The organism is Frederiksenia canicola, from assembly GCF_011455495.1.
Lineage (GTDB): Bacteria > Pseudomonadota > Gammaproteobacteria > Enterobacterales > Pasteurellaceae > Frederiksenia > Frederiksenia canicola.
Map to the genome: position 1 here is coordinate 1,641,799 of NZ_CP015029.1, position 18,891 is coordinate 1,660,689.

The following is an 18,891-nucleotide window of genomic DNA, read 5'->3' on the forward strand; positions in this document are numbered from 1 at the left end:
GCGTAATAATCATACGCCCTGTTTTTTTATGTCACTTTTCGACCTCGTAACAAATTCCGTATCCAAGTGCGGTTGGTACTTAATGCATGGCGAATGTCTTCGCTCAACGGCATAGGTTCGCCGCAAATTTGGCTAGCAAGCAACTCCGCCAATAGCGGTGCGGTAGTTAAGCCTCGGGAGCCAAGCCCTGCAATCAAATAACAATTCGGATAGCATTCTGCTTGCTCAATAGGCTCTCTACGACGAAGTTGGTTGTAAAGATTAGCGAATTGTGCTTTTTGCCGAGTAAAATTCGGCGTCGCTCCCACCATTGGCACCCGATCTCGCAACGCCGCCCGAATGCCCACTTTGGCTTGGTTTTGTGAGCTATCGATCTGCTCTGTCCAGCGACAAGCGGTCAGATTCTGCTGAAGTTTTGCAATATTTTGCTGATGTTCCGCCAAACTGAATGACGTTTCAGCATTGTCACGCACATGGCTCGCCCCGATACAGTGGCTTTCCGATGCGGACATCGGTGTAATATAGCCATCAAAACAGACTACACATTTTAGCTGGCGAAGCTGATCGTTGGTCGGCACTTGGCTGACTTGTCCCCGTACAGGGTAAAGGGGAATACCGTCTGCCTGCGGAAAATCCGTTAAAGTATGTCCATTTGCCAGTACCAACACATCGTGAGCAAAATTTTCGTCCTGATGTGTCCATTGCCATTTGCCGCGGTGAAATTCAGGCATATCAACCCGATGATTGAGCACAATTTTCAGCCCCAGTGCTTGCAAATAAGCAAAGCCATTGCGAACTAACTCCACAGGTGAAAGCCAACCGCCTTGCGAGATAAATGCCCCGCCATTCACCACAGATAAGCCGATTTTTTCACTCAGATCCGTTGCTGAACAACGCTTAAAGAGGTGTTCGTCCCAGCCCTGTTCTGCCATTTTCTGCAATTTTTGAGCCGTTTTGTCGTTGTAAGCGTAAAGTGCCACACCTGCAAAATTGTGCTGGAAAGTAACCGCTTGTGACAGCTGCCCTAGGCGGTGCAAGGCATAATCAAAGCTATGCACATAAAACCGCACATTGCGTTGATCATCGTCGCTCAACTGCGGATAAATCACCCCCTGCAAATTGCCCGATGTATTTTCCGCCAGCTGTGCATCTTTACAATAAAGGGTGACTTTTTTACCCTTTTTCAACAGTGACCATGCCAAAAACAGACTTGCCACACCACCACCAACAATCGCCACATCCTCATTATTTGTTTGATTCTGCTGATAAAAATAAGGAAAGCGAATATCGTTCGGCAACGCATCAAACGGTTTTTCGCCCCATAACATTTCTCGTTTTTTGCCAAAGCCTTTGCGTTTTTTCACCTCAAAACCGACTGCTTGTAAACCTCTCCGCACCTCACTTGCGGCGGTAAACGTCGCAAAAGATCCACCATTGCGAGTAAGGCGAAACATCTGCCGATAAAGATGTGCATTCCACATTTCTGGATTTTTATCGGGTGAAAAGCCATCCAAAAACCACGCATCGACTGAGCTATTGTCACTATCCCCAAGCTGAATAAGATTCTCCGCCATTTCACCGAACCAAATATCTAAATAGACATCATCAAAATGGTAACGCTGACAGCCGACTTGGCGAGGCTGCCAACAAGCGGTCAGTTTCTGCGACAGTTTTGCAAATTGCGGAAACGTTTCATGAACCAGCGCGAACTGTTCTGCCTGCAGTGGAAATTTTTCAAAGGAAATAAAATAGAGCCGTTTCAGTGGTAAATGGGGAAATTCCGATCGGAATTGCTGAAAACGCTCAACGACCGCCAAGAAATTCAGCCCCGTGCCAAAGCCCGTTTCCGCAATCACAAAATGCGATCGAGTATGGTTTTGCCATTTTTGCCAAAGCTGGTTGCCGTCTTGGAAAACATAGTAGCTTTCAGCAAGACCATCTTGGGTGGAAAAATAGATATCGTCAAATTGCTCGGAAATGGGTGTCTGTTGAGCATTGAAAGACAGTGTTGCAAAAGTGAGTTTGTTCATAAAAAAGACAAAGACAGGTTTTCGCCTGTCTGCAGAAAAAATTAAGGCGGGTCAATCCCGCCTGATAACACTAAAATTAGAAAATGTTCACAGCAAATAAGACAATCATGCCTAATGAACCGATTACTGCTAACATTGAATAACCCAAAGTACCCATTTTGTTTTCTCCATTAAATCACGTAAAGCCCAGCTATTCTAAAACGATTTGCCCAAAATGAAAAGCAATCCGTTATTTTGTTTAAGCATTTTAAGAAATTCGCTATAATACGGCAATTTTTTGATTGTGAGGAATCTTATGGCTACGATTAAAGATGTTGCCAAACTAGCGGGTGTTTCAACAACAACGGTTTCCCACGTGATCAACAAAACCCGCTTTGTTGCAGAAGACACCGCAAAAGCCGTATGGAAGGCGGTCTCTGAGCTAAACTATTCGCCAAGTGCCGTAGCACGCAGTTTAAAAGTAAATACCACCAAATCCATTGGTATGATCATCACCACTAGTGAAGCTCCCTATTTTGCGGAAATTGTGTTAGCGGTTGAAGAATATTGCTACCAAAATGGCTATTCGTTGTTTTTATGTAACACCCAAAATAATCCTGAGAAAATTCAAAACCATCTCGATATGTTGGTGAAAAAACGGGTGGATGGCATTTTGGTGATGTGCTCTGAATATGCGGAAAACTCTTTCGAGCTATTTAATGCAACCAATGTACCTATGGTAGTAATGGATTGGGGCCCAAACGATAATAAAAGCGACCGTATTCTTGATCATGGGGTCGAAGGCGGTTATCTCGCTACTCGCCATTTAATCGACAATGGACATCGGGATATTGCGATTATTACTGGTGATCTGTTTAAAACCATTTCCAAAGCCCGTTTTGATGGCTATGTGAAAGCCATGACGGAAGCGGGATTGCTAATTCGTGATGAATGGATTTTAGAAAATGACTTCGAGCCAGAAGCCGGCTTTGAGAGCATGAATCAACTTCTCAAGCAAGATAAATTGCCAACAGCAGTAGTCTGCTCTTGCGATACCGTAGCACTTGGAGCGATTTCAGCGATTACTGAAAAAGGATTATCAGTGCCGCAAGATATTTCGGTGATCGGCTACGATAATATCCACAACTCTCGTTTTTACGCCCCGCCTTTAACGACTATTCACCAGTCAAAAGCACGCGTTGGACGAATGGCGCTGGATATTTTATTTGAACGAATTAATAGTGGTGAACAACCACATACCCCAACCACGTTGGAGTTCTATCCTGAACTCGTTATTAGACAGTCTGTACGAAATTTGACACAGGCATAATCCACAGAGGTTTTAATGGAATATTTAATTGAATTTTTTAGTAGCTACGGTTACTGGGCCGTTTTTTTTGTACTACTTATTTGTGGTTTTGGCGTACCAATTCCAGAAGATATTACCCTTGTTTCAGGCGGGGTTATTTCAGGGTTAGGCTACACCAATGTGCATTGGATGTTAGTCGTGAGTATGATTGGCGTACTCGTCGGTGATAGCACTATGTATTGGCTTGGTCGCATTTATGGCGAAAAAATTCTCAATTTCCCACTTATTCGAAAGATCGCCACCCCAGAACGGTTCCAAACCGTGCAAGAACGTTTCGAAAAACAAGGCTGGAAATTACTTTTCGTTGCCCGTTTCTTACCTGGACTTCGTGCCGTGGTATATTTAGTATCAGGCATTACACGTCGTGTCACTTACACCCGCTTCGTACTAGTTGATTTCTTTGCCGCCATTATTTCTGTGCCGATTTGGGTTTATTTAGGCGATTTTGGTGCTAAAAATTTAGATTGGTTAAAAGAACAAATTCATAAAGGGCAATTAGCGATTTGGATTATTTTAGTCGTTGGCGGTCTATTTATTTTCTGGAAATGGAAGAAAAACCGCAAAGCTAAACAAGCAATATAAAAATTAGAATAGTAATAAAAGAGTTGGTATCGTGATAAAAAGCGAATTATCTGAATGAGATCATATCGCGTTGAGTCTCAGAAAAAGCACTCGTCGCAGACGAGTGCTATCGGGGGATTATCCCCTACTGACAATAACTTTTATTTCTTCCAACCTTAGTGTTTTGCTAAATAAGAAAAATTCATCTTTACTAAGCTCAAAGCTATATTCAATGCCATTTTCATGTTCTAAATAGTAAGGATTAAGTTCAATTTCTATTTTCCATTTATCATCTATAGGAGAAAAAGACATATCAAATCCACCATTACATATATCATCGGCATAACTAACTTTATGATTATAAAGTGCGTCAAAACATGATTGAGAAATCATATAGTCCATTGTTTCAATCTCAAATACATCTATCAACCCATTATTTATTCCTAAGGGATAAGATTGCCTTTTCTTATCTTCATACAATGAAATTGCATAATAAAATTCGTTAGTATCGCTACCATCACTACGATAATAATGTCCTATTGGAATTATTTCTAATTCAACATTATTGCATACTATTTTTGCCATTCTACTCCTAAATAAGCTCTATATTTCCAACAACATCACTTTCAAAGTTTGCAATTTATCCCTTACCGCTGCCGCTTTTTCAAACTCTAAATTCTGAGCAAATTCTTTCATTTGTTGCTCTAGAACTTTGAGCTCTTTCTCTAATTCCTTGCGGGATTTTGGTTTATAGTCATTTGCAAAATGATCGGCGGATCTAACCGCTTGTTTGCTGCGTTTCGGTTTGTCGGATTGACCGATGTCGAGTAATTCGCCGACTTTTTTGTTTAACGCTTGCGGGGTGATGCCGTGTAAGCGGTTATGTTCCATCTGTTTTTCACGACGGCGTTCGGTTTCCGTGATCGCTTTTTGCATTGAGTGAGTAATGCGGTCGCCGTAGAGAATGGCTTTGCCGTTGAGATTTCGGGCAGCACGTCCGATGGTTTGGATCAGCGAGCGTTCAGAACGTAGAAAGCCTTCTTTATCGGCATCTAAAATTGCCACAAGTGATACTTCAGGCATATCCAAACCTTCACGCAATAGGTTGATCCCAACCAGTACGTCAAACATTCCCATTCGTAAATCGTGGATAATTTCGACCCGCTCGACGGTGTCAATATCGCTATGCAAATAACGCACCCGCACGCCGTGTTCGTCCAAATAATCAGTCAAATCTTCTGCCATTTTTTTGGTGAGCGTAGTAACCAGAACCCGCTCGTTCACTTCTACCCGCTTGTGAATTTCCGACAGTAAATCATCGACTTGCGTCGCCACAGGGCGAACTTCGATAATCGGATCAAGCAACCCCGTTGGTCGCACGACTTGGTCAATCACATCAGGGTTTTTCTCTAATTCGTAAGGTCCGGGCGTAGCAGAAACGTAGATCGTCTGTGGTGAAAGGCGTTCAAACTCCTCAAAACGTAGTGGACGATTATCCAATGCAGACGGTAAGCGAAAGCCGTATTGCACCAAGGTTTCTTTTCTCGCTCGGTCGCCTCGATACATTCCGCCAATTTGCGGCACGGTAACATGGCTTTCGTCGATAATCAGCAAGCCGTCGCTTGGCATATAGTCGAACAAGGTCGGTGGCGGATCGCCTGCTTTTCTGCCTGACAGATAGCGTGAGTAGTTTTCAATCCCCGAGCAGTAACCAAGCTCATTCATCATTTCAATATCAAATTGGGTACGTTGTGCAAGGCGTTGTTCTTCCAACAATTTATGTTCTTGAATAAAGTAAGTTCGGCGTTCGGCAAGCTCTTCTTTAATTTGCTCTATCGCCTCCAAAATCCGTTCTCTTGGAGTCACGTAGTGGGTTTTCGGGTAAATGGTGTAGCGTGGCACTTTGCCGAGACTATGCCCTGTCAGCGGGTCAAATAGCGATAAATTTTCGATTTCATCATCAAACAATTCCACTCGTAACGCCACTTCATCAGATTCCGCAGGGAAAATATCAATCACTTCGCCACGCACTCGGAAAGTAGAACGCTGAAAGGCTTGGTCGTTGCGAGTGTATTGCAGTTCGGCAAGGCGAGAGAGAATGGTACGTTGGTCGATAATCGCCCCGACTTGCAAATGCAACATCATCTGCATATAAGCATCAACATCGCCCAAGCCATAAATAGCAGAAACAGAAGCAACCACAATGGTATCACGTCGTTCTAGAAAAGACTTCGTGGCGGAAAGCCGCATCTGCTCGATTTGCTCATTGATGGACGCATCTTTTTCGATAAAAGTATCGCTGGCTGGCACATAGGCTTCGGGCTGATAGTAGTCGTAGTAGGAAACGAAATATTCCACCGCATTTTCGGGGAAGAACGCTTTCATCTCTGCATAAAGCTGAGCCGCAAGGGTTTTATTCGGCGCGAGTAACATCGCAGGGCGGTTGAGAGTGGCGATGACATTGGCGATAGTAAATGTTTTTCCCGAACCCGTTACCCCAAGCAACGTTTGATGTGCCAAGCCATCGTTTAGCCCTTCGACCAATTTGGCAATGGCTGCGGGCTGATCGCCAGCGGGTTTAAATGGGGAATGAAGAATAAAAGGTTTGCCTTGCTTACTCATAAAAAAATCCGACTGAAAAATTTGTCGGATTTTAACATAAGCAAGCGGTCAGTTTCGGGGAAAATTTTGCAAATTTTAGGCTGAATCTCACCGCTTGTGAGACTAAAAGTCATTCTTCAAGACAATGCGATAGCGGGCTTTGCCCTCTTTTAAATGCTGAATGGCTTGGTTGATTTGCGACATTGGGAACATTTCAACCCTCGGCAAAATTTGTTTACGGGCCGAAAAGTCGATCATTTTGCGGAGTTGTGCAGGGGATCCTGTGGTTGATCCTGCCACCGTTTTATTGCCATCGATCAAGGAAAAAGAATGCATATTCAGTGGGTCAAGCACAGCACCTACGAGATGCAGTTTGCCTTCAGGTTTGAGCAAACTCATATAAGCATTCCAATTTAGCGATACGTTCACCGTTGAGATAATCAAATCCAAACTTTGCCGTTCGACTTTCAAGGCTTGTTCATTGGTAGAATCTAAAATGCGATCTGCCCCTAGTGCATAAATCTCATCATATTTTGCAGGATTTGAACTGAACGCTACCACTTCGCAGCCCCATTGTTTTAAAAACTGCAATGCCAGATGCCCTAAGCCACCAATGCCAATCACGCCGACTTTATGCATTGCGTTGATGTTATGTTGCAAAAGTGGTTGGAAAACGGTAATACCACCACATAACAGCGGACCGGCTTTCGCAAAATCTAAATGACTCGGCAGCGGGATCACCCATTGCCATTGCGTGCGAACTTTATCAGCGAAACCACCCATTTTTAACACCGTTGGTAAAGCTTCCTTACATAGCTGGCTTTTGCCGTCAATGCAGTGATCACAAGATTGGCAAGACTGCCCAGTCCAACCTACGCCGACCATTTGCCCGATTTGCAAACCTTTAACTGCCGTACCTAAAGCGATAATTTCACCAACAATTTCATGTCCTGCAACCAATGGGTATTGGCTAATGCCCCAATCGTTGTTGATCATCGACAGATCTGAATGGCAAATGCCACAATAATGCACTTTGATTTCAACATCATCGGCACACAATTCGCCTGCCTGATAATCATAACGAACAAGGGATTCACCCGCATTCATGGCAGCATAGGTGTGGATGGTATTCAACATGTCTTTCTCCATTTGCAAAATTTTGGTCGCATCTGACCGCTTGTTACCCAGCGTTCATCAACGTCTTATGCGGTTCAAAGGCGATTTCTCGGGCCAGTTTTGGCACAAGATAGCCAGATGTGATCCGCTGTAATTCTTTGTAAATCACAAACGCCTGTTCGTCGCTCACATAGAAATGGCTTGCTCCTTCTACTTTGTCAAGCAGATGCAAGTAATACGGCAGAATGCCATAGCCAAATAGCTTGTCGCTCAAGGCTTTAAGTGTTTTAGCGTTGTCGTTTACGCCTTTGAGTAACACCGATTGATTCAGCAACATCACGCCCGCTTGTTTAAGTATTGCCATTTTTTCAGCAAAAATATCGTCAATTTCGTTGGCATGATTGATGTGTGTCACCAGCACGACATTCAGTCTAGAACGTTGCAAGCGGTCGGCAAATTCGGGGGTAATGCGATTTGGGATCACCACAGGTAAGCGACTGTGAATACGCAACGTTTTAATATGGGGGATATGCTCTAGCTCGCTCAAAATCCAGTCAATTTCGTGATCTTTCGCCATTAACGGATCGCCGCCCGACAAAATCACTTCTTCCAATTCGCTATGTTCAGCAATATAGGCGAGCCCTTGCTGCCAAACCGCTTTACCACTTTTGACATCATCATAAGGAAAATGACGGCGGAAGCAGTAGCGACAGTTGATGGCACAACTATTTTTTAGCATAAATAACAAACGGTTATGGTATTTATGCAGAATATTAGGGGCAGGTGAATGCTGTTCTTCAAGAGGATCCTTCACAAAACCGTCCGCTTGCAAAAACTCGTCTTGCAACGCCATTGCTTGCAAGAAAAGCGGATCATTTCGGTCATTTCTTTGCATTTTCTCCGCAAAGGGACGCGGCACCCGAACCGCAAACAGCTTGCGTGCGGGCAAATCTTGAGCAAAATCGGAGGGATCAAAATCTAAAAACCGCAACAGTTCAGTCGGATCGTTAAAGGCGTCTGCCAAGTCCTGCAACCATTGCGGTTTGTGGTGTGACTGAATGTCAATGCGTTGCATCGTTATGGTGTCACCACACAACGTTGTGGCTGGTTTTGGCTATCGACCAACACCATCGCTTTTGAGCCACTAACAAGATATTGCATACCGCCTAAGCAGTAGCGTGAATAGTTCGCATTGCGTTCGATCATATTTGGATCGGTTGGATCAAGCTGTTTGAACGCAGGCACATTCGCCATTTGCTCCACTTTTTGAGTCAGTTTTGTTGTCGGATTTGCAATATTTTGCTCGGAACTGACCGCTTGTGTACCCGTTTCCTGAGCTTGGGCCTCTGTTGGTGAAAGCACATTGCTTAATAAGTAACCCGCCGCCGCTCCTGTGACAAAATTGTTCATTCCACTACCACGCTGAACTTGCTGAGCTTGGGCTGCCGCACCATTTGGTATTGCATTTGGCGTATTGTTAAAATCGGCATCTTGCTGATTTTTTTGCTGCTGACTTTGGCTTGTACTTGGCTTGCTTTTAGCTACTTTAAAGCCGCCACCACGCTTCGCTTCTGCGACTGTTGCCACTGATAGTGCCAATACCATAGCGAATGTCATCATCTTATTCATGTTTTTCCTTTTTGAGTCCAAGTAAAAAAATTGATCGGATTATACCCGAAAAAAATCCCCTGCCATAGCAAGAAATTTTTTAACCATTGACCAATTTTGTTGTATTATATTCACCTTTTTTACCTTTGCCATTTAGGCAATTATCAATCTATTCTGAGGAATACAATGGCTAGTTACAGCACTAACGACTTCAAACCAGGTTTAAAATTTATCCAAGATGGCGAACCTTGTGTGATTGTTGAAAACGAATTCGTAAAACCAGGTAAAGGTCAAGCATTTACCCGTACTAAAATCCGTAAATTGATTTCTGGTAAAGTATTAGAAATCAACTTCAAATCAGGTACTTCAGTAGAGGCCGCGGACGTTGTCGATTACAACTACACCTATTCATACAAAGACGAAGATTTCTGGTACTTTATGCACCCAGAAACCTTCGAACAAATCTCTGTTGATGCTAAAGCCTTAGGCGATAACGACAAATGGTTAGTTGACCAAGCAGAATGTATCATCACCTTATGGAATGGCTCTGCAATCGGTGTAACCCCACCAAACTTCGTTGAGTTAGAAGTGGTTGAAACCGATCCAGGTTTGAAAGGCGATACTGCAGGTACTGGCGGTAAACCAGCAACCTTAAGCACTGGTGCGGTAGTTCGTGTACCATTATTCGTTCAAATCGGCGAAGTGATCCGCGTAGATACCCGTTCTGGCGAATACGTTTCTCGTGTGAAATAATCTGTTTCCCCTAACCACAGTTAGGGGATTTTTTTATCAAGATTTCAAAACTTTATAATGAAATGGCTGCCAGATTGGGGTACAATCTTGCAACTTTCAGCGTTATTATAAAGAGGGAAAAATTATGTCAATCGAAGTGCTTGATCAACTTGAAAACAAAATTAAACAAGCCGTTGAAACTATTCAATTACTTCAATTAGAAGTGGAAGAATTAAAAGGCAAAAACGACGAAGCTAATCGTGCAAATGAAACATTGCGTCAAGAGCACGAACAATTAAAAGCAGAACACCAAGGTTTCCAAGACCGTTTACGTTCACTTTTAGGTCAAATCGACAACGTTTAATTTGAACAACAGAAACGGCTAATTTCATCAAGTTAGCCGTTTTTTATTGGATAAATTATGGCAAAACTCTATTTTTACTATTCTTCCATGAATGCAGGGAAATCGACTACGTTGTTGCAATCTTCCTACAACTATCAAGAACGGGGAATGAATACGTTAGTCTACACCGCTGCGATTGACGGGCGTTATGGCTTAGGCAAAGTTGCTTCCCGCATTGGTATTATGCAAGAAGCCAATCTTTTTCATACAAATACCGATATTTTCGAAGAGGTTAAAGCCCATATTGAAAAACAAACGCTACATTGCATTTTGGTGGATGAAGCACAGTTTTTAACCAAGGCTCAAGTTTATCAGCTGACTGAAGTGGTCGATAAGCTCTCGATTCCAGTTTTGTGTTACGGTTTACGCACCGATTTCCAAGCAGAACTCTTTGAAGGCAGTAAATATTTATTGGCATGGTCTGATCAACTTGAGGAGTTGAAAACCATTTGTTACTGCGGACGCAAAGCCCACTTTGTTATTCGAATGAATGAAAAAGGTGAAGCCGTTGCCGATGGCGAACAAATCCAAATTGGGGGCAACGACACTTATCTCTCAGTTTGCCGCCGCCATTACAAAGAAAAACTGCAAAAATAATGGCAAAAGTGACCGCTTGTAGGCTAACAAGCGGTCACTTTCGATGAAAAATTTACGAATGCGTGTACGTTCGATACAAAAACGCAATCACTAAAATCACTAACATCAGACAAATTTGAATTAATCGTTTCTTGGTTAATTTTTCCGCTGGCACTGCCCATTCTCCTTATCAAATTTATTGGTTCACATTCTCAAAAAAGATGTTAAAATTTGCCCTAAATCAAATTTGAGGCATTTTATGAAAATTGTATCTGATTCAAAAACAAATGGAAGAACAGCTTGCACAATTCACTGCCAAAACTGCAGTATTAGTCAGCTCTGTTTACCTTTTACACTCAATGAACACGAACTCACTCAACTAGACAACATCATTGAGCGTAAAAAACCAGTGCAAAAGTCTCAAGTGATTTTCCAATCTGGTGATGAACTAAAAGCCATTTATGCGATTCGCTCAGGCACAATCAAAAGCTATACTATCAGTGAAAATGGTGAAGAACAGATCACCGCATTCCACCTACCAGGTGATCTCGTCGGCTTTGATGCCATTATGGATATGAAACACGTTGGATTTGCTCAAGCGTTGGAAACTTCAATGATTTGTGAGATTCCATTTGAGATCCTTGACGATCTTGCAGGCAAGATGCCACGTATTCGGCATCAAATTATGCGATTAATGAGCCATGAAATCAAAACAGATCAAGAGATGATTTTGTTACTTTCTAAAATGAACGCAGAAGAAAAATTGGCCGCGTTCTTATACAACCTTTCTCAACGCTACTCTGCTCGCGGCTTCTCCGCTCGTGAATTCCGTTTAACAATGACACGTGGCGATATTGGTAACTATCTTGGCTTAACCATTGAAACGATAAGCCGTTTACTCGGTCGCTTCCAAAAAAGCGGCATGATTACGGTACAAGGAAAATACATTACTATTAATCGAATGGATGAACTCAGTGAAATGGCGGGGGTAACAAAATCACAAATTCCCGTAACCGTTACCGCTTAAGAGCCAAAACTTTTTCTAACATAAGAAAACCCATTTAGAAATATTCACTTGAATACTTTTAAATGGGTTTTCTCCATTTGCATAACCTTTTCGGTGCTTGGCATTTCGTTGGTAGCTGCCTTTACCTTTTCGGTTTCGTTCTACTCTGCTGCGGAATAATTTGTCAGTCACCAATGCTTTCATTGCACTCTCTTGGATTTCCCCCCGCTGATGAGCGTAGTGAGTTGATTTTTCAGATTTTTTCATTCAAATTTCCTTCATTATAAAAAAATACATTCGCTTACGAAAAAGCGGGGCGAATTTTGCCAAAAATCTTATCACTTGTATATAAAAGTCTGTATAATTTGGAGCATTTCCGTGTGATAACGAACTTTATCTCGTGACAAGCGGTCAGATTTTAGAAATTTTTTGCAAATTGAGGTGGTTTATGAAAAAAGAAGAAGTTGGTCACCATTTCTTAGCCCGTTTAGGTAAAACCCGTTTACGTCCAGGTGGCAAATTGGCAACGGATTGGCTTATTGCGAACGGCGATTTCCGTCAAGACAAAAAAGTCTTAGAAGTTGCGTGCAATATGGGGACAACCGCAATTGAAATTGCCAAGCAATTTGGCTGCGAAGTGATCGGAATTGATCTCGATGAAGAAGCACTTGAAAAAGCACGCCAAAATATTGCAGAAAATAAAATGGAAGACTTAGTCCAAGTGCAGCGAGCCAATGCCACAAAACTGCCTTTTGAAGACAATAGTTTTGATATTGTTATCAACGAAGCCATGTTGACTATGTTACCCATTGAAGCAAAAGAAAAAGCTATTCGTGAGTATTTACGTGTGCTAAAACCTAACGGTTTCTTACTCACTCACGATGTTTTGCTGAATACTGAAGATTCCGAACAAATCTTAGCCGATTTACGTGACGCGATTAACATTACTGTCACTCCGCTAACCAAAGAAAATTGGAAAACCTTATTCCTAGACTGTGGCTTTCGCAATGTTGAAACCTTCACTGGTGAAATGAGTTTGCTCTCACCCAAAGGGCTAATCTATGATGAAGGGGTGCTTGGTGCGATGAAAATCGTTGGTAATGCATTAAAACCAGAAAATCGAGAAACCTTCAAAAAAATGTTCCAAACCTTTAATAATCCAGACAACAAACTGGGATTTATTGCCGTTTGTAGCCAAAAATAACCGTGACATTTCAGCCCCATTCTTCGGGGCTGATTTAACTTCTTTTATGTCCACTTTTAGAAAAATATCATCGCTTTAACAGGAAGTCGCAATGTTCGAAATGTTTCAAACGTGGTTCAAACAAAAATTTAATGATCCACAAACGGCTGTCTTATTAGCCATTTTATTAGTTGGTTTCGGGACGATTTACTTTTTTAGTGATCTGCTCATGCCTTTACTTATCGCTATTGTTTTTGCGTACTTACTCGAATGGCCAATCCGCTTCCTTACTGAACAGTTTAAACTGCCACGAATTGTTAGCTTAATTATTGTATTAGGCGGTTTTATTTCACTTTCTGTGTTTCTCTTTATGGTGATGTTGCCAAATCTCTGGAATCAAACGGTTAAATTTCTCAAAGACTTGCCGTCGATGTTCAATCTATTAAACGAATGGCTGCAAGCCTTGCCAGAGCATTATCCAGAGCTAATCGATTATGTGATGTTGGATTCCATCATGACAACATTACGCAGTAAAATTCTCGGCTTTGGCGATTCACTGCTCGCTTTTTCGCTCAATTCATTGGTCAGCTTAGTCGGGTTAGGAATTTATGCTTTCCTTGTACCACTTATGGTCTTTTTCCTGTTAAAAGATAAGAATTTATTCCTTCGCTCTCTGAGTAAATTGCTGCCTGAAAACCGTGGATTAGCCACCCATGTTTGGACAGAAATGCAACAACAAATTGCCAATTATATACGAGGAAAGTTGTTAGAGATTCTGATTGTCGGGCTTGCCACTTATATTATTTTCCTATTTTTTGGCTTAAATTATCCACTATTACTTTCAGTGGCTGTCGGGTTGTCCGTTTTAGTGCCTTATATCGGTGCGGTGTTAGTCACGATTCCCGTGGTGTTAGTTGCCCTTTTCCAATTCGGACTTTCGCCTGATTTTTATTATTTGTTGCTTGCTTTTGTGATCAGCCAGCTACTGGATGGCAACTTAGTTGTACCATTTTTATTTTCGGAAGCGGTCAATTTACATCCTTTAACTATTATTGTTGCAGTGATCATTTTTGGTGGGCTTTGGGGGCTTTGGGGCGTGTTTTTTGCTATCCCACTTGCTACCTTGGTAAAAGCGGTTATTAACGCATTACCAAGTACCAAACAAGCGGTCTGATCCGCAGATTTTTTTGCAAACGGATTTCTATGACTGAAAAAAACCTTTCACCACGCCACCCCCATCTCACACAACTGAATAAAGTGGTTGCCATCGGTGGCGGACACGGGCTAGGGCGTGTTTTATCCGCACTCTCATTCTTACGTGAAAAACTCACAGGTGTTGTGGCAACAACCGATAATGGCGGTTCGACAGGACGAATTCGTTCGCAACACGGTGGCATCGCTTGGGGAGATTTGCGTAACTGCTTAACGCAGATCACCGTCAAACCGACGGTTGCCTCTGCCCTATTTGAATATCGCTTTGCTGGAAAAGGCGAACTGGCGGGACACAATCTTGGCAATTTAATTTTAAAAGCCTTAGAAGATATGAAAATTCGCCCTTTGGAAGCCTTAGATCTAGTTCGTGATCTACTGCATGTAAGAGTGGGATTAATGCCGATGTCAGAAACCCCAGTTCATTTAGCCAGTCTCCTGCCTTGTGGAAAGACCATTGTAGGCGAGGTTTCTATTGATGCTCTTGATCAGCTTCCCCATTCCCTTTCACTAGAGCCAAATGTGGCGGCAACACCAGAATTGCTTGATGAATTACGCCAAGCTGAACTGATTTTGCTTGGACCTGGAAGCTTTTTCACTAGTATTATGCCAAATTTATTACTTGATGACGTCGCCCAAACTATTCAACAAAGCCACGCTAACGTGATCTTTATTGATAATATTGGCAAAGAACATGGCATTGCTGGGACACTGTCATTAAATGATCGGATTCAATGGATAGAAAATCGGATTGGTGTTACTCGCTTAAACGGCATTATCACCGTGCCTGAAGAACGTAGTGAGACACCGTCCCACATCAAGACACTCCGCCAAGATCTAAGTGCAGAGGACGTCAGCTATCGCCATGATCGCGTAAAATTACGCAGAGCCATTGAAGACATCATCGCGCTTTTATAATTTGCTTTGCGATCAGCTGAAAAATACTTTCGCATTTGATTGTTAGCTCTGCTAGCAACGTTGAAGAAACGAATCACTTTTTAAAACCTTTATCACTATTTTTATTATTTTTTGTAACGTTATATTTAAGGAACTTTCGTGCTTGTCTCTGATTTCCACTTTGATTTACCCGATGAACTTATTGCTCGCTATCCTACCGCAGAACGCACTGCGAGCCGCTTACTCTATCTGAATGGTGAAACCGGTCTGTTTCAAGATCAACACTTCACTGATTTACTCTCACATCTCAACGCTGGAGATCTGCTGATTTTCAACAATACGCGTGTCATTCCGGCTCGCTTATATGGTCGTAAAGCCAGCGGTGGAAAATTGGAAGTCTTAGTCGAGCGTGTACTGGATGCACATCGCTGCCTGGCACATATTCGGGCATCTAAATCCCCAAAAATTGATACCGAAATTTGGCTTGGTGAAGATAAATTAGGCGAAGGAAATGGCTTTAAAGCGACGATGGTAGCTCGTCATGATGCCTTATTTGAACTGCATTTTGCCGCTGAACAGCCACTCTTTGATCTACTCCAACAAGCAGGACATATGCCACTTCCACCTTATATTGATCGCCCTGATGAAGATACCGATCAAGAACGCTATCAAACAGTTTATAGTCAAGTGTTAGGAGCGGTTGCTGCTCCCACAGCAGGATTACATTTCGATGAAAACACGTTACAGAAAATTGCTGAAAAAGGGGTAAATACCGCTTTTGTGACTCTTCACGTTGGAGCAGGCACATTCCAGCCTGTTCGGGTAGAGAGCATTGAAGATCACAAAATGCATGCTGAATACGCCGAAGTCAGCCAAGAAGTGGTAGATAAAATTCTCGCCACCAAAGCCAATGGCAAGCGAGTAATCTGTGTTGGCACAACATCTGTAAGATCTATTGAGAGTGCGGCCCAAGCGGCTGAAGCAAGCGGTCAATTAATCGCACCATTTTACGCAGACACTGCCATTTTCCTGCACCCTGGAAAATCTTTCCGCATTGTGGATGCTTTGGTTACGAACTTCCACTTGCCCGAATCTACACTGATTATGTTAGTCTCTGCCTTTGCAGGTTATCGCCAGTGTATGAATGCCTACCGCCACGCCGTAGAAGCAAAATATCGTTTTTTCAGCTATGGCGATGCAATGTTTATTACTAAAAACGCGAATGCGTTGAACGATACGCCTTAATGACCGAATAAATGCCCTAATTAGGGCATTATTTTTTGCCAAAATAATGCTGATACCAAGGACTATATGTGGATCTTGCCGTAACAATTTGATGGTGTTCAGTATAAAAATTCATTTTAACCATTCCCACTTGGGCTGTATTAAAAAACGGAATTTGATACTGTTCGAGTCGCTTTTCTACTTGTTGATTAGGCAATCGCCACGGATTCCATCTTCCTGCAGAAATGATGGCCATATCTGGCTGAGTATTGGCTAACAACGTATGACTGGTGCTGGTATTGCTACCATGATGCCCCACTTGCAAAAAATCTATCTTGCCAATTTGAGATGAAAATTGTTGCTCTTGTTTTATCCCGCTATCGCCCGTTAGTAGCAAGCGAAACTTGCCAACCTCTGCGACCAACACACAAGACTCCTGATTTTCCGCTTTGTTCACAATATGTTCTGGGAAAATCGCTTGCAATCGTATATCACCAAATTGCCAAAACTGTCCCGCTACACAATGCTCTGACGGGAAATGTCCATAATTTTGTTGATCGCTTGTGATCAACACCGCCTTCGGATAGGCTTTTAACAGTGGAGTCACCCCGCCTGCATGATCATTATCTGAATGGCTAATAAAAACCACAGAGACATCAATTCCCTGTCGCTTCAAATAAGGCAGAATCTCCAATTCCGCCATTGAGCCGCCTTGCCAACTCGATCCCGTATCATAAATTACCGCTTTTTGCTCACCTTGTTGCTGATAAACCAATGCCATGGCCAACCCCTGTCCAACATCAAAATGCAGCCACTGCACCACTGGCTGTGGCAAAATCCAATTCGGAACAAAATAGAAACGATTTAACGCAATAGGTAAAAAACAAGTCCACCACCACTTAACAGATTGATGCAGCCAGCCATACAACAATAATAAAATCAATAAGTTAAAAGAAAAAATCTGCCATTGTTGCGGATAACTGAGATAAATCCAATAATCTGATAGTGGCTCAAGTATCCATAAGCTAACCTGCGACAAGCAGTCTGCCAATTGCCAAGTATGTAGCCCATTGTCCGTCAACAGCGTAAATAAAATCAATGGTACAAGTACCAAACTATACAGCGGTACAATCAGCAAATTAGCTAATAGAGCAAATGGCGAAATACCATCAAAAAAAGTGAATTGCACTGGCGAAAACACTAGCCATATCCCGACTTGTAAATGAACTAGCCCTAGCAACAAGCGGTAAGATCCGCTTATTTTTTTGCAAATCTTCTCCACAAATGCCTTTAGCGGAAAAAACTGATACCAAAAAATCAGGCTCCCCACCGCCAACACAGAGAGCCAAAAACTGTCAGACAGTAAACTGATTGGATCTAGCAGCAACAATAATGCCACCACACGCCACCAAAATTGCCACGCAGTATAGTGTCGGCGTAGTGCTTGGCAAAGCAAAATCAACCCAATCGCCAGTAATGCTCGCAACGTCGGGATTGCAAACCCAGCCAAATAGCTATATCCCAACGCCAATACAAAGCCGATCGCTTTTGCAAAAAAAGGCGAGGATCTGACCGCTTGCCTCCCATTTACTTGCCATAAAAACCATTGAATGCCTTTGCCAAATGCCATTCCAATTCCCATTGCAAGTGCAATGTGTAGCCCCGAAATTGCAATTAAATGCGCCGTCGATGTTTGCTGAAAATGTTGCCAGTCTACTTGTTCAAGCCATGCTCGTTCACCAAATGCAAGGGCTAATAAAAGCCCTTGTGAACGTAAGGTTTCCGTTTGTTCGTGAACTCGCTCTAACCATTTAGTTCGGATAGACGACGTTTGATGAGGCAAAGGCTGAATATGGCGTAATGTGCCGATTTGATGAATGGATTGGGCGAAATACCATTTTTGACGATCAAAATTGCCGATATTTAAGCGGCTTGAAATCGGTCGAATCGTAAAATCAGCCTGATATTGCCCCGAAAGCTGCAATGGGATTTTATGTTGAACCGTAAGATAAATTCGCTCTCCTGTAGCTCGCTTTGCAATGACTGATTGAAAATCACCTTGCTTCAGCACTTTTTCAATCACAATCGGTTCTTGAACACGGGAAACAGTGACATTATCCGCCCGCTTTGCAATGGCAAAAATTTGCCCGTAACTGACCGCTTGTAATACCGCTAACAGCAACCATAGTGTACTTTTTTGCATCAATGCAATCAGTAGCGACAGCCCAGTGATGCCAAAACCATAAGGTAACCAATCAAATGGCAGCCATAGTACAGGTAAAAGACTCAACACAAAAAGCACACAAAGACGATCAAGATTCATTTTCCGCTCCATCCGTGCGGAATTATGCAAAATCTCGACTAAATACCCTAGCTTGCTACGCTTGTTTCTCGACA

At 42.6% G+C, this 18,891-nt stretch carries 18 protein-coding genes; 10 read left to right on the forward strand and 8 right to left on the reverse strand.

The annotated features are described in order from the left end of the window. Positions 1-26 precede the first annotated feature (26 nt). Positions 27-2,030: a bifunctional tRNA (5-methylaminomethyl-2-thiouridine)(34)-methyltransferase MnmC2/FAD-dependent 5-carboxymethylaminomethyl-2-thiouridine(34) oxidoreductase MnmC1 gene (mnmC, locus tag A4G17_RS07965; protein ID WP_123956102.1), complete on the reverse strand. Its 2,004-nt coding sequence runs from the start codon at positions 2,028-2,030 to the stop codon at positions 27-29. 295 nt (positions 2,031-2,325) lie between these two features. Here mnmC and purR point away from each other — a divergent pair, with 295 nt between their 5' ends. Together purR and A4G17_RS07975 are read left to right on the forward strand one after the other, a co-directional pair. Beyond that, on the forward strand, positions 2,326-3,339 hold the full coding sequence (gene purR, locus A4G17_RS07970; protein ID WP_123956101.1) for an HTH-type transcriptional repressor PurR: 1,014 nt from the start codon (positions 2,326-2,328) through the stop codon (positions 3,337-3,339). Positions 3,340-3,354: 15 nt separating this feature from the next. After that, positions 3,355-3,960: a DedA family protein gene (locus A4G17_RS07975; protein WP_123956100.1), complete on the forward strand. Its 606-nt coding sequence runs from the start codon at positions 3,355-3,357 to the stop codon at positions 3,958-3,960. 117 nt (positions 3,961-4,077) lie between these two features. Here the strand turns inward: A4G17_RS07975 and A4G17_RS07980 are convergent, their stop codons facing one another. The 5 genes from A4G17_RS07980 to A4G17_RS08000 form a co-directional block, all read right to left on the reverse strand. Continuing rightward, positions 4,078-4,524 carry a hypothetical protein gene (locus A4G17_RS07980; RefSeq protein WP_123956099.1) on the reverse strand — a complete coding sequence of 149 codons (447 nt, stop codon included), beginning with the start codon at positions 4,522-4,524 and terminating at the stop codon, positions 4,078-4,080. Between the two features lie 18 nt (positions 4,525-4,542). After that, positions 4,543-6,561 (reverse strand): excinuclease ABC subunit UvrB, encoded by a 2,019-nt coding sequence (gene uvrB, locus A4G17_RS07985; protein ID WP_123956098.1) that lies wholly within the window; start codon positions 6,559-6,561, stop codon positions 4,543-4,545. Positions 6,562-6,663: 102 nt separating this feature from the next. Next, complete coding sequence (gene ahr, locus A4G17_RS07990; RefSeq protein ID WP_269467680.1) at positions 6,664-7,689, reverse strand: NADPH-dependent aldehyde reductase Ahr; 1,026 nt, start codon at positions 7,687-7,689, stop codon at positions 6,664-6,666. A 31-nt stretch (positions 7,690-7,720) separates the two neighbouring features. Continuing rightward, on the reverse strand, positions 7,721-8,731 hold the full coding sequence (gene epmB / locus A4G17_RS07995; protein WP_123956096.1) for an EF-P beta-lysylation protein EpmB: 1,011 nt from the start codon (positions 8,729-8,731) through the stop codon (positions 7,721-7,723). Positions 8,732-8,733: 2 nt separating this feature from the next. Further along, the gene (locus A4G17_RS08000) at positions 8,734-9,285 is read right to left on the reverse strand and encodes a hypothetical protein (RefSeq protein WP_123956095.1); all 552 of its coding nucleotides are present in this window, start codon (positions 9,283-9,285) and stop codon (positions 8,734-8,736) included. A 165-nt stretch (positions 9,286-9,450) separates the two neighbouring features. Between A4G17_RS08000 and efp the strand changes: the two genes are divergently transcribed. The 4 genes from efp to A4G17_RS08020 all read left to right on the forward strand — a co-directional run bounded on the left by efp (position 9,451) and on the right by A4G17_RS08020 (position 12,002). After that, positions 9,451-10,017 (forward strand): elongation factor P, encoded by a 567-nt coding sequence (gene efp, locus A4G17_RS08005; protein ID WP_123956094.1) that lies wholly within the window; start codon positions 9,451-9,453, stop codon positions 10,015-10,017. A gap of 124 nt (positions 10,018-10,141) precedes the next feature. After that, the gene (zapB, locus tag A4G17_RS08010) at positions 10,142-10,360 is read left to right on the forward strand and encodes a cell division protein ZapB (protein WP_123956093.1); all 219 of its coding nucleotides are present in this window, start codon (positions 10,142-10,144) and stop codon (positions 10,358-10,360) included. Between the two features lie 57 nt (positions 10,361-10,417). Further along, positions 10,418-10,996, forward strand: coding sequence for a thymidine kinase (locus tag A4G17_RS08015; protein WP_123956092.1), 579 nt, complete (start codon positions 10,418-10,420; stop codon positions 10,994-10,996). 238 nt (positions 10,997-11,234) lie between these two features. Then, positions 11,235-12,002: an FNR family transcription factor gene (locus A4G17_RS08020; protein ID WP_123956091.1), complete on the forward strand. Its 768-nt coding sequence runs from the start codon at positions 11,235-11,237 to the stop codon at positions 12,000-12,002. 15 nt (positions 12,003-12,017) lie between these two features. On the opposite strand, the gene A4G17_RS08025 is transcribed toward A4G17_RS08020, so the two are convergent. Continuing rightward, positions 12,018-12,248, reverse strand: coding sequence for an alternative ribosome-rescue factor A (locus A4G17_RS08025; RefSeq protein WP_123956090.1), 231 nt, complete (start codon positions 12,246-12,248; stop codon positions 12,018-12,020). 181 nt (positions 12,249-12,429) lie between these two features. On the opposite strand from A4G17_RS08025, the gene A4G17_RS08030 reads away from it, so the two are divergent. From A4G17_RS08030 to queA, 4 genes are all read left to right on the forward strand, one after another. Further along, on the forward strand, positions 12,430-13,185 hold the full coding sequence (locus tag A4G17_RS08030) for a class I SAM-dependent methyltransferase (RefSeq protein WP_123956089.1): 756 nt from the start codon (positions 12,430-12,432) through the stop codon (positions 13,183-13,185). Positions 13,186-13,276: 91 nt separating this feature from the next. After that, positions 13,277-14,338 carry an AI-2E family transporter gene (locus A4G17_RS08035; protein WP_123956088.1) on the forward strand — a complete coding sequence of 354 codons (1,062 nt, stop codon included), beginning with the start codon at positions 13,277-13,279 and terminating at the stop codon, positions 14,336-14,338. A 29-nt stretch (positions 14,339-14,367) separates the two neighbouring features. Beyond that, entirely contained in the window at positions 14,368-15,291 is a 924-nt protein-coding gene (locus A4G17_RS08040) for a gluconeogenesis factor YvcK family protein (RefSeq protein WP_123956087.1), read from the forward strand. A gap of 138 nt (positions 15,292-15,429) precedes the next feature. Beyond that, a complete protein-coding gene (queA, locus tag A4G17_RS08045; protein ID WP_123956086.1) occupies positions 15,430-16,515 on the forward strand; it encodes a tRNA preQ1(34) S-adenosylmethionine ribosyltransferase-isomerase QueA in 1,086 nt (361 codons plus the stop codon). A 28-nt stretch (positions 16,516-16,543) separates the two neighbouring features. On the opposite strand, the gene A4G17_RS08050 is transcribed toward queA, so the two are convergent. Further along, positions 16,544-18,817, reverse strand: a complete 2,274-nt coding sequence (locus A4G17_RS08050) for a DNA internalization-related competence protein ComEC/Rec2 (protein ID WP_123956085.1) — start codon at positions 18,815-18,817, stop codon at positions 16,544-16,546. Between the last annotated feature and the right edge of the window lie 74 nt (positions 18,818-18,891).

What these genes read in the sequence shown, in the direction of transcription:
- mnmC (WP_123956102.1), bottom strand. Translation starts at nt 2,030, where the DNA reads ATGAACAAACTCACTTTTGCAACACTGTCTTTCAATGCTCAACAGACA.
- purR (WP_123956101.1), top strand. Translation starts at nt 2,326, where the DNA reads ATGGCTACGATTAAAGATGTTGCCAAACTAGCGGGTGTTTCAACAACA.
- A4G17_RS07975 (WP_123956100.1), top strand. Translation starts at nt 3,355, where the DNA reads ATGGAATATTTAATTGAATTTTTTAGTAGCTACGGTTACTGGGCCGTT.
- A4G17_RS07980 (WP_123956099.1), bottom strand. Translation starts at nt 4,524, where the DNA reads ATGGCAAAAATAGTATGCAATAATGTTGAATTAGAAATAATTCCAATA.
- uvrB (WP_123956098.1), bottom strand. Translation starts at nt 6,561, where the DNA reads ATGAGTAAGCAAGGCAAACCTTTTATTCTTCATTCCCCATTTAAACCC.
- ahr (WP_269467680.1), bottom strand. Translation starts at nt 7,689, where the DNA reads ATGGAGAAAGACATGTTGAATACCATCCACACCTATGCTGCCATGAAT.
- epmB (WP_123956096.1), bottom strand. Translation starts at nt 8,731, where the DNA reads ATGCAACGCATTGACATTCAGTCACACCACAAACCGCAATGGTTGCAG.
- A4G17_RS08000 (WP_123956095.1), bottom strand. Translation starts at nt 9,285, where the DNA reads ATGAATAAGATGATGACATTCGCTATGGTATTGGCACTATCAGTGGCA.
- efp (WP_123956094.1), top strand. Translation starts at nt 9,451, where the DNA reads ATGGCTAGTTACAGCACTAACGACTTCAAACCAGGTTTAAAATTTATC.
- zapB (WP_123956093.1), top strand. Translation starts at nt 10,142, where the DNA reads ATGTCAATCGAAGTGCTTGATCAACTTGAAAACAAAATTAAACAAGCC.
- A4G17_RS08015 (WP_123956092.1), top strand. Translation starts at nt 10,418, where the DNA reads ATGGCAAAACTCTATTTTTACTATTCTTCCATGAATGCAGGGAAATCG.
- A4G17_RS08020 (WP_123956091.1), top strand. Translation starts at nt 11,235, where the DNA reads ATGAAAATTGTATCTGATTCAAAAACAAATGGAAGAACAGCTTGCACA.
- A4G17_RS08025 (WP_123956090.1), bottom strand. Translation starts at nt 12,248, where the DNA reads ATGAAAAAATCTGAAAAATCAACTCACTACGCTCATCAGCGGGGGGAA.
- A4G17_RS08030 (WP_123956089.1), top strand. Translation starts at nt 12,430, where the DNA reads ATGAAAAAAGAAGAAGTTGGTCACCATTTCTTAGCCCGTTTAGGTAAA.
- A4G17_RS08035 (WP_123956088.1), top strand. Translation starts at nt 13,277, where the DNA reads ATGTTCGAAATGTTTCAAACGTGGTTCAAACAAAAATTTAATGATCCA.
- A4G17_RS08040 (WP_123956087.1), top strand. Translation starts at nt 14,368, where the DNA reads ATGACTGAAAAAAACCTTTCACCACGCCACCCCCATCTCACACAACTG.
- A4G17_RS08050 (WP_123956085.1), bottom strand. Translation starts at nt 18,817, where the DNA reads ATGAATCTTGATCGTCTTTGTGTGCTTTTTGTGTTGAGTCTTTTACCT.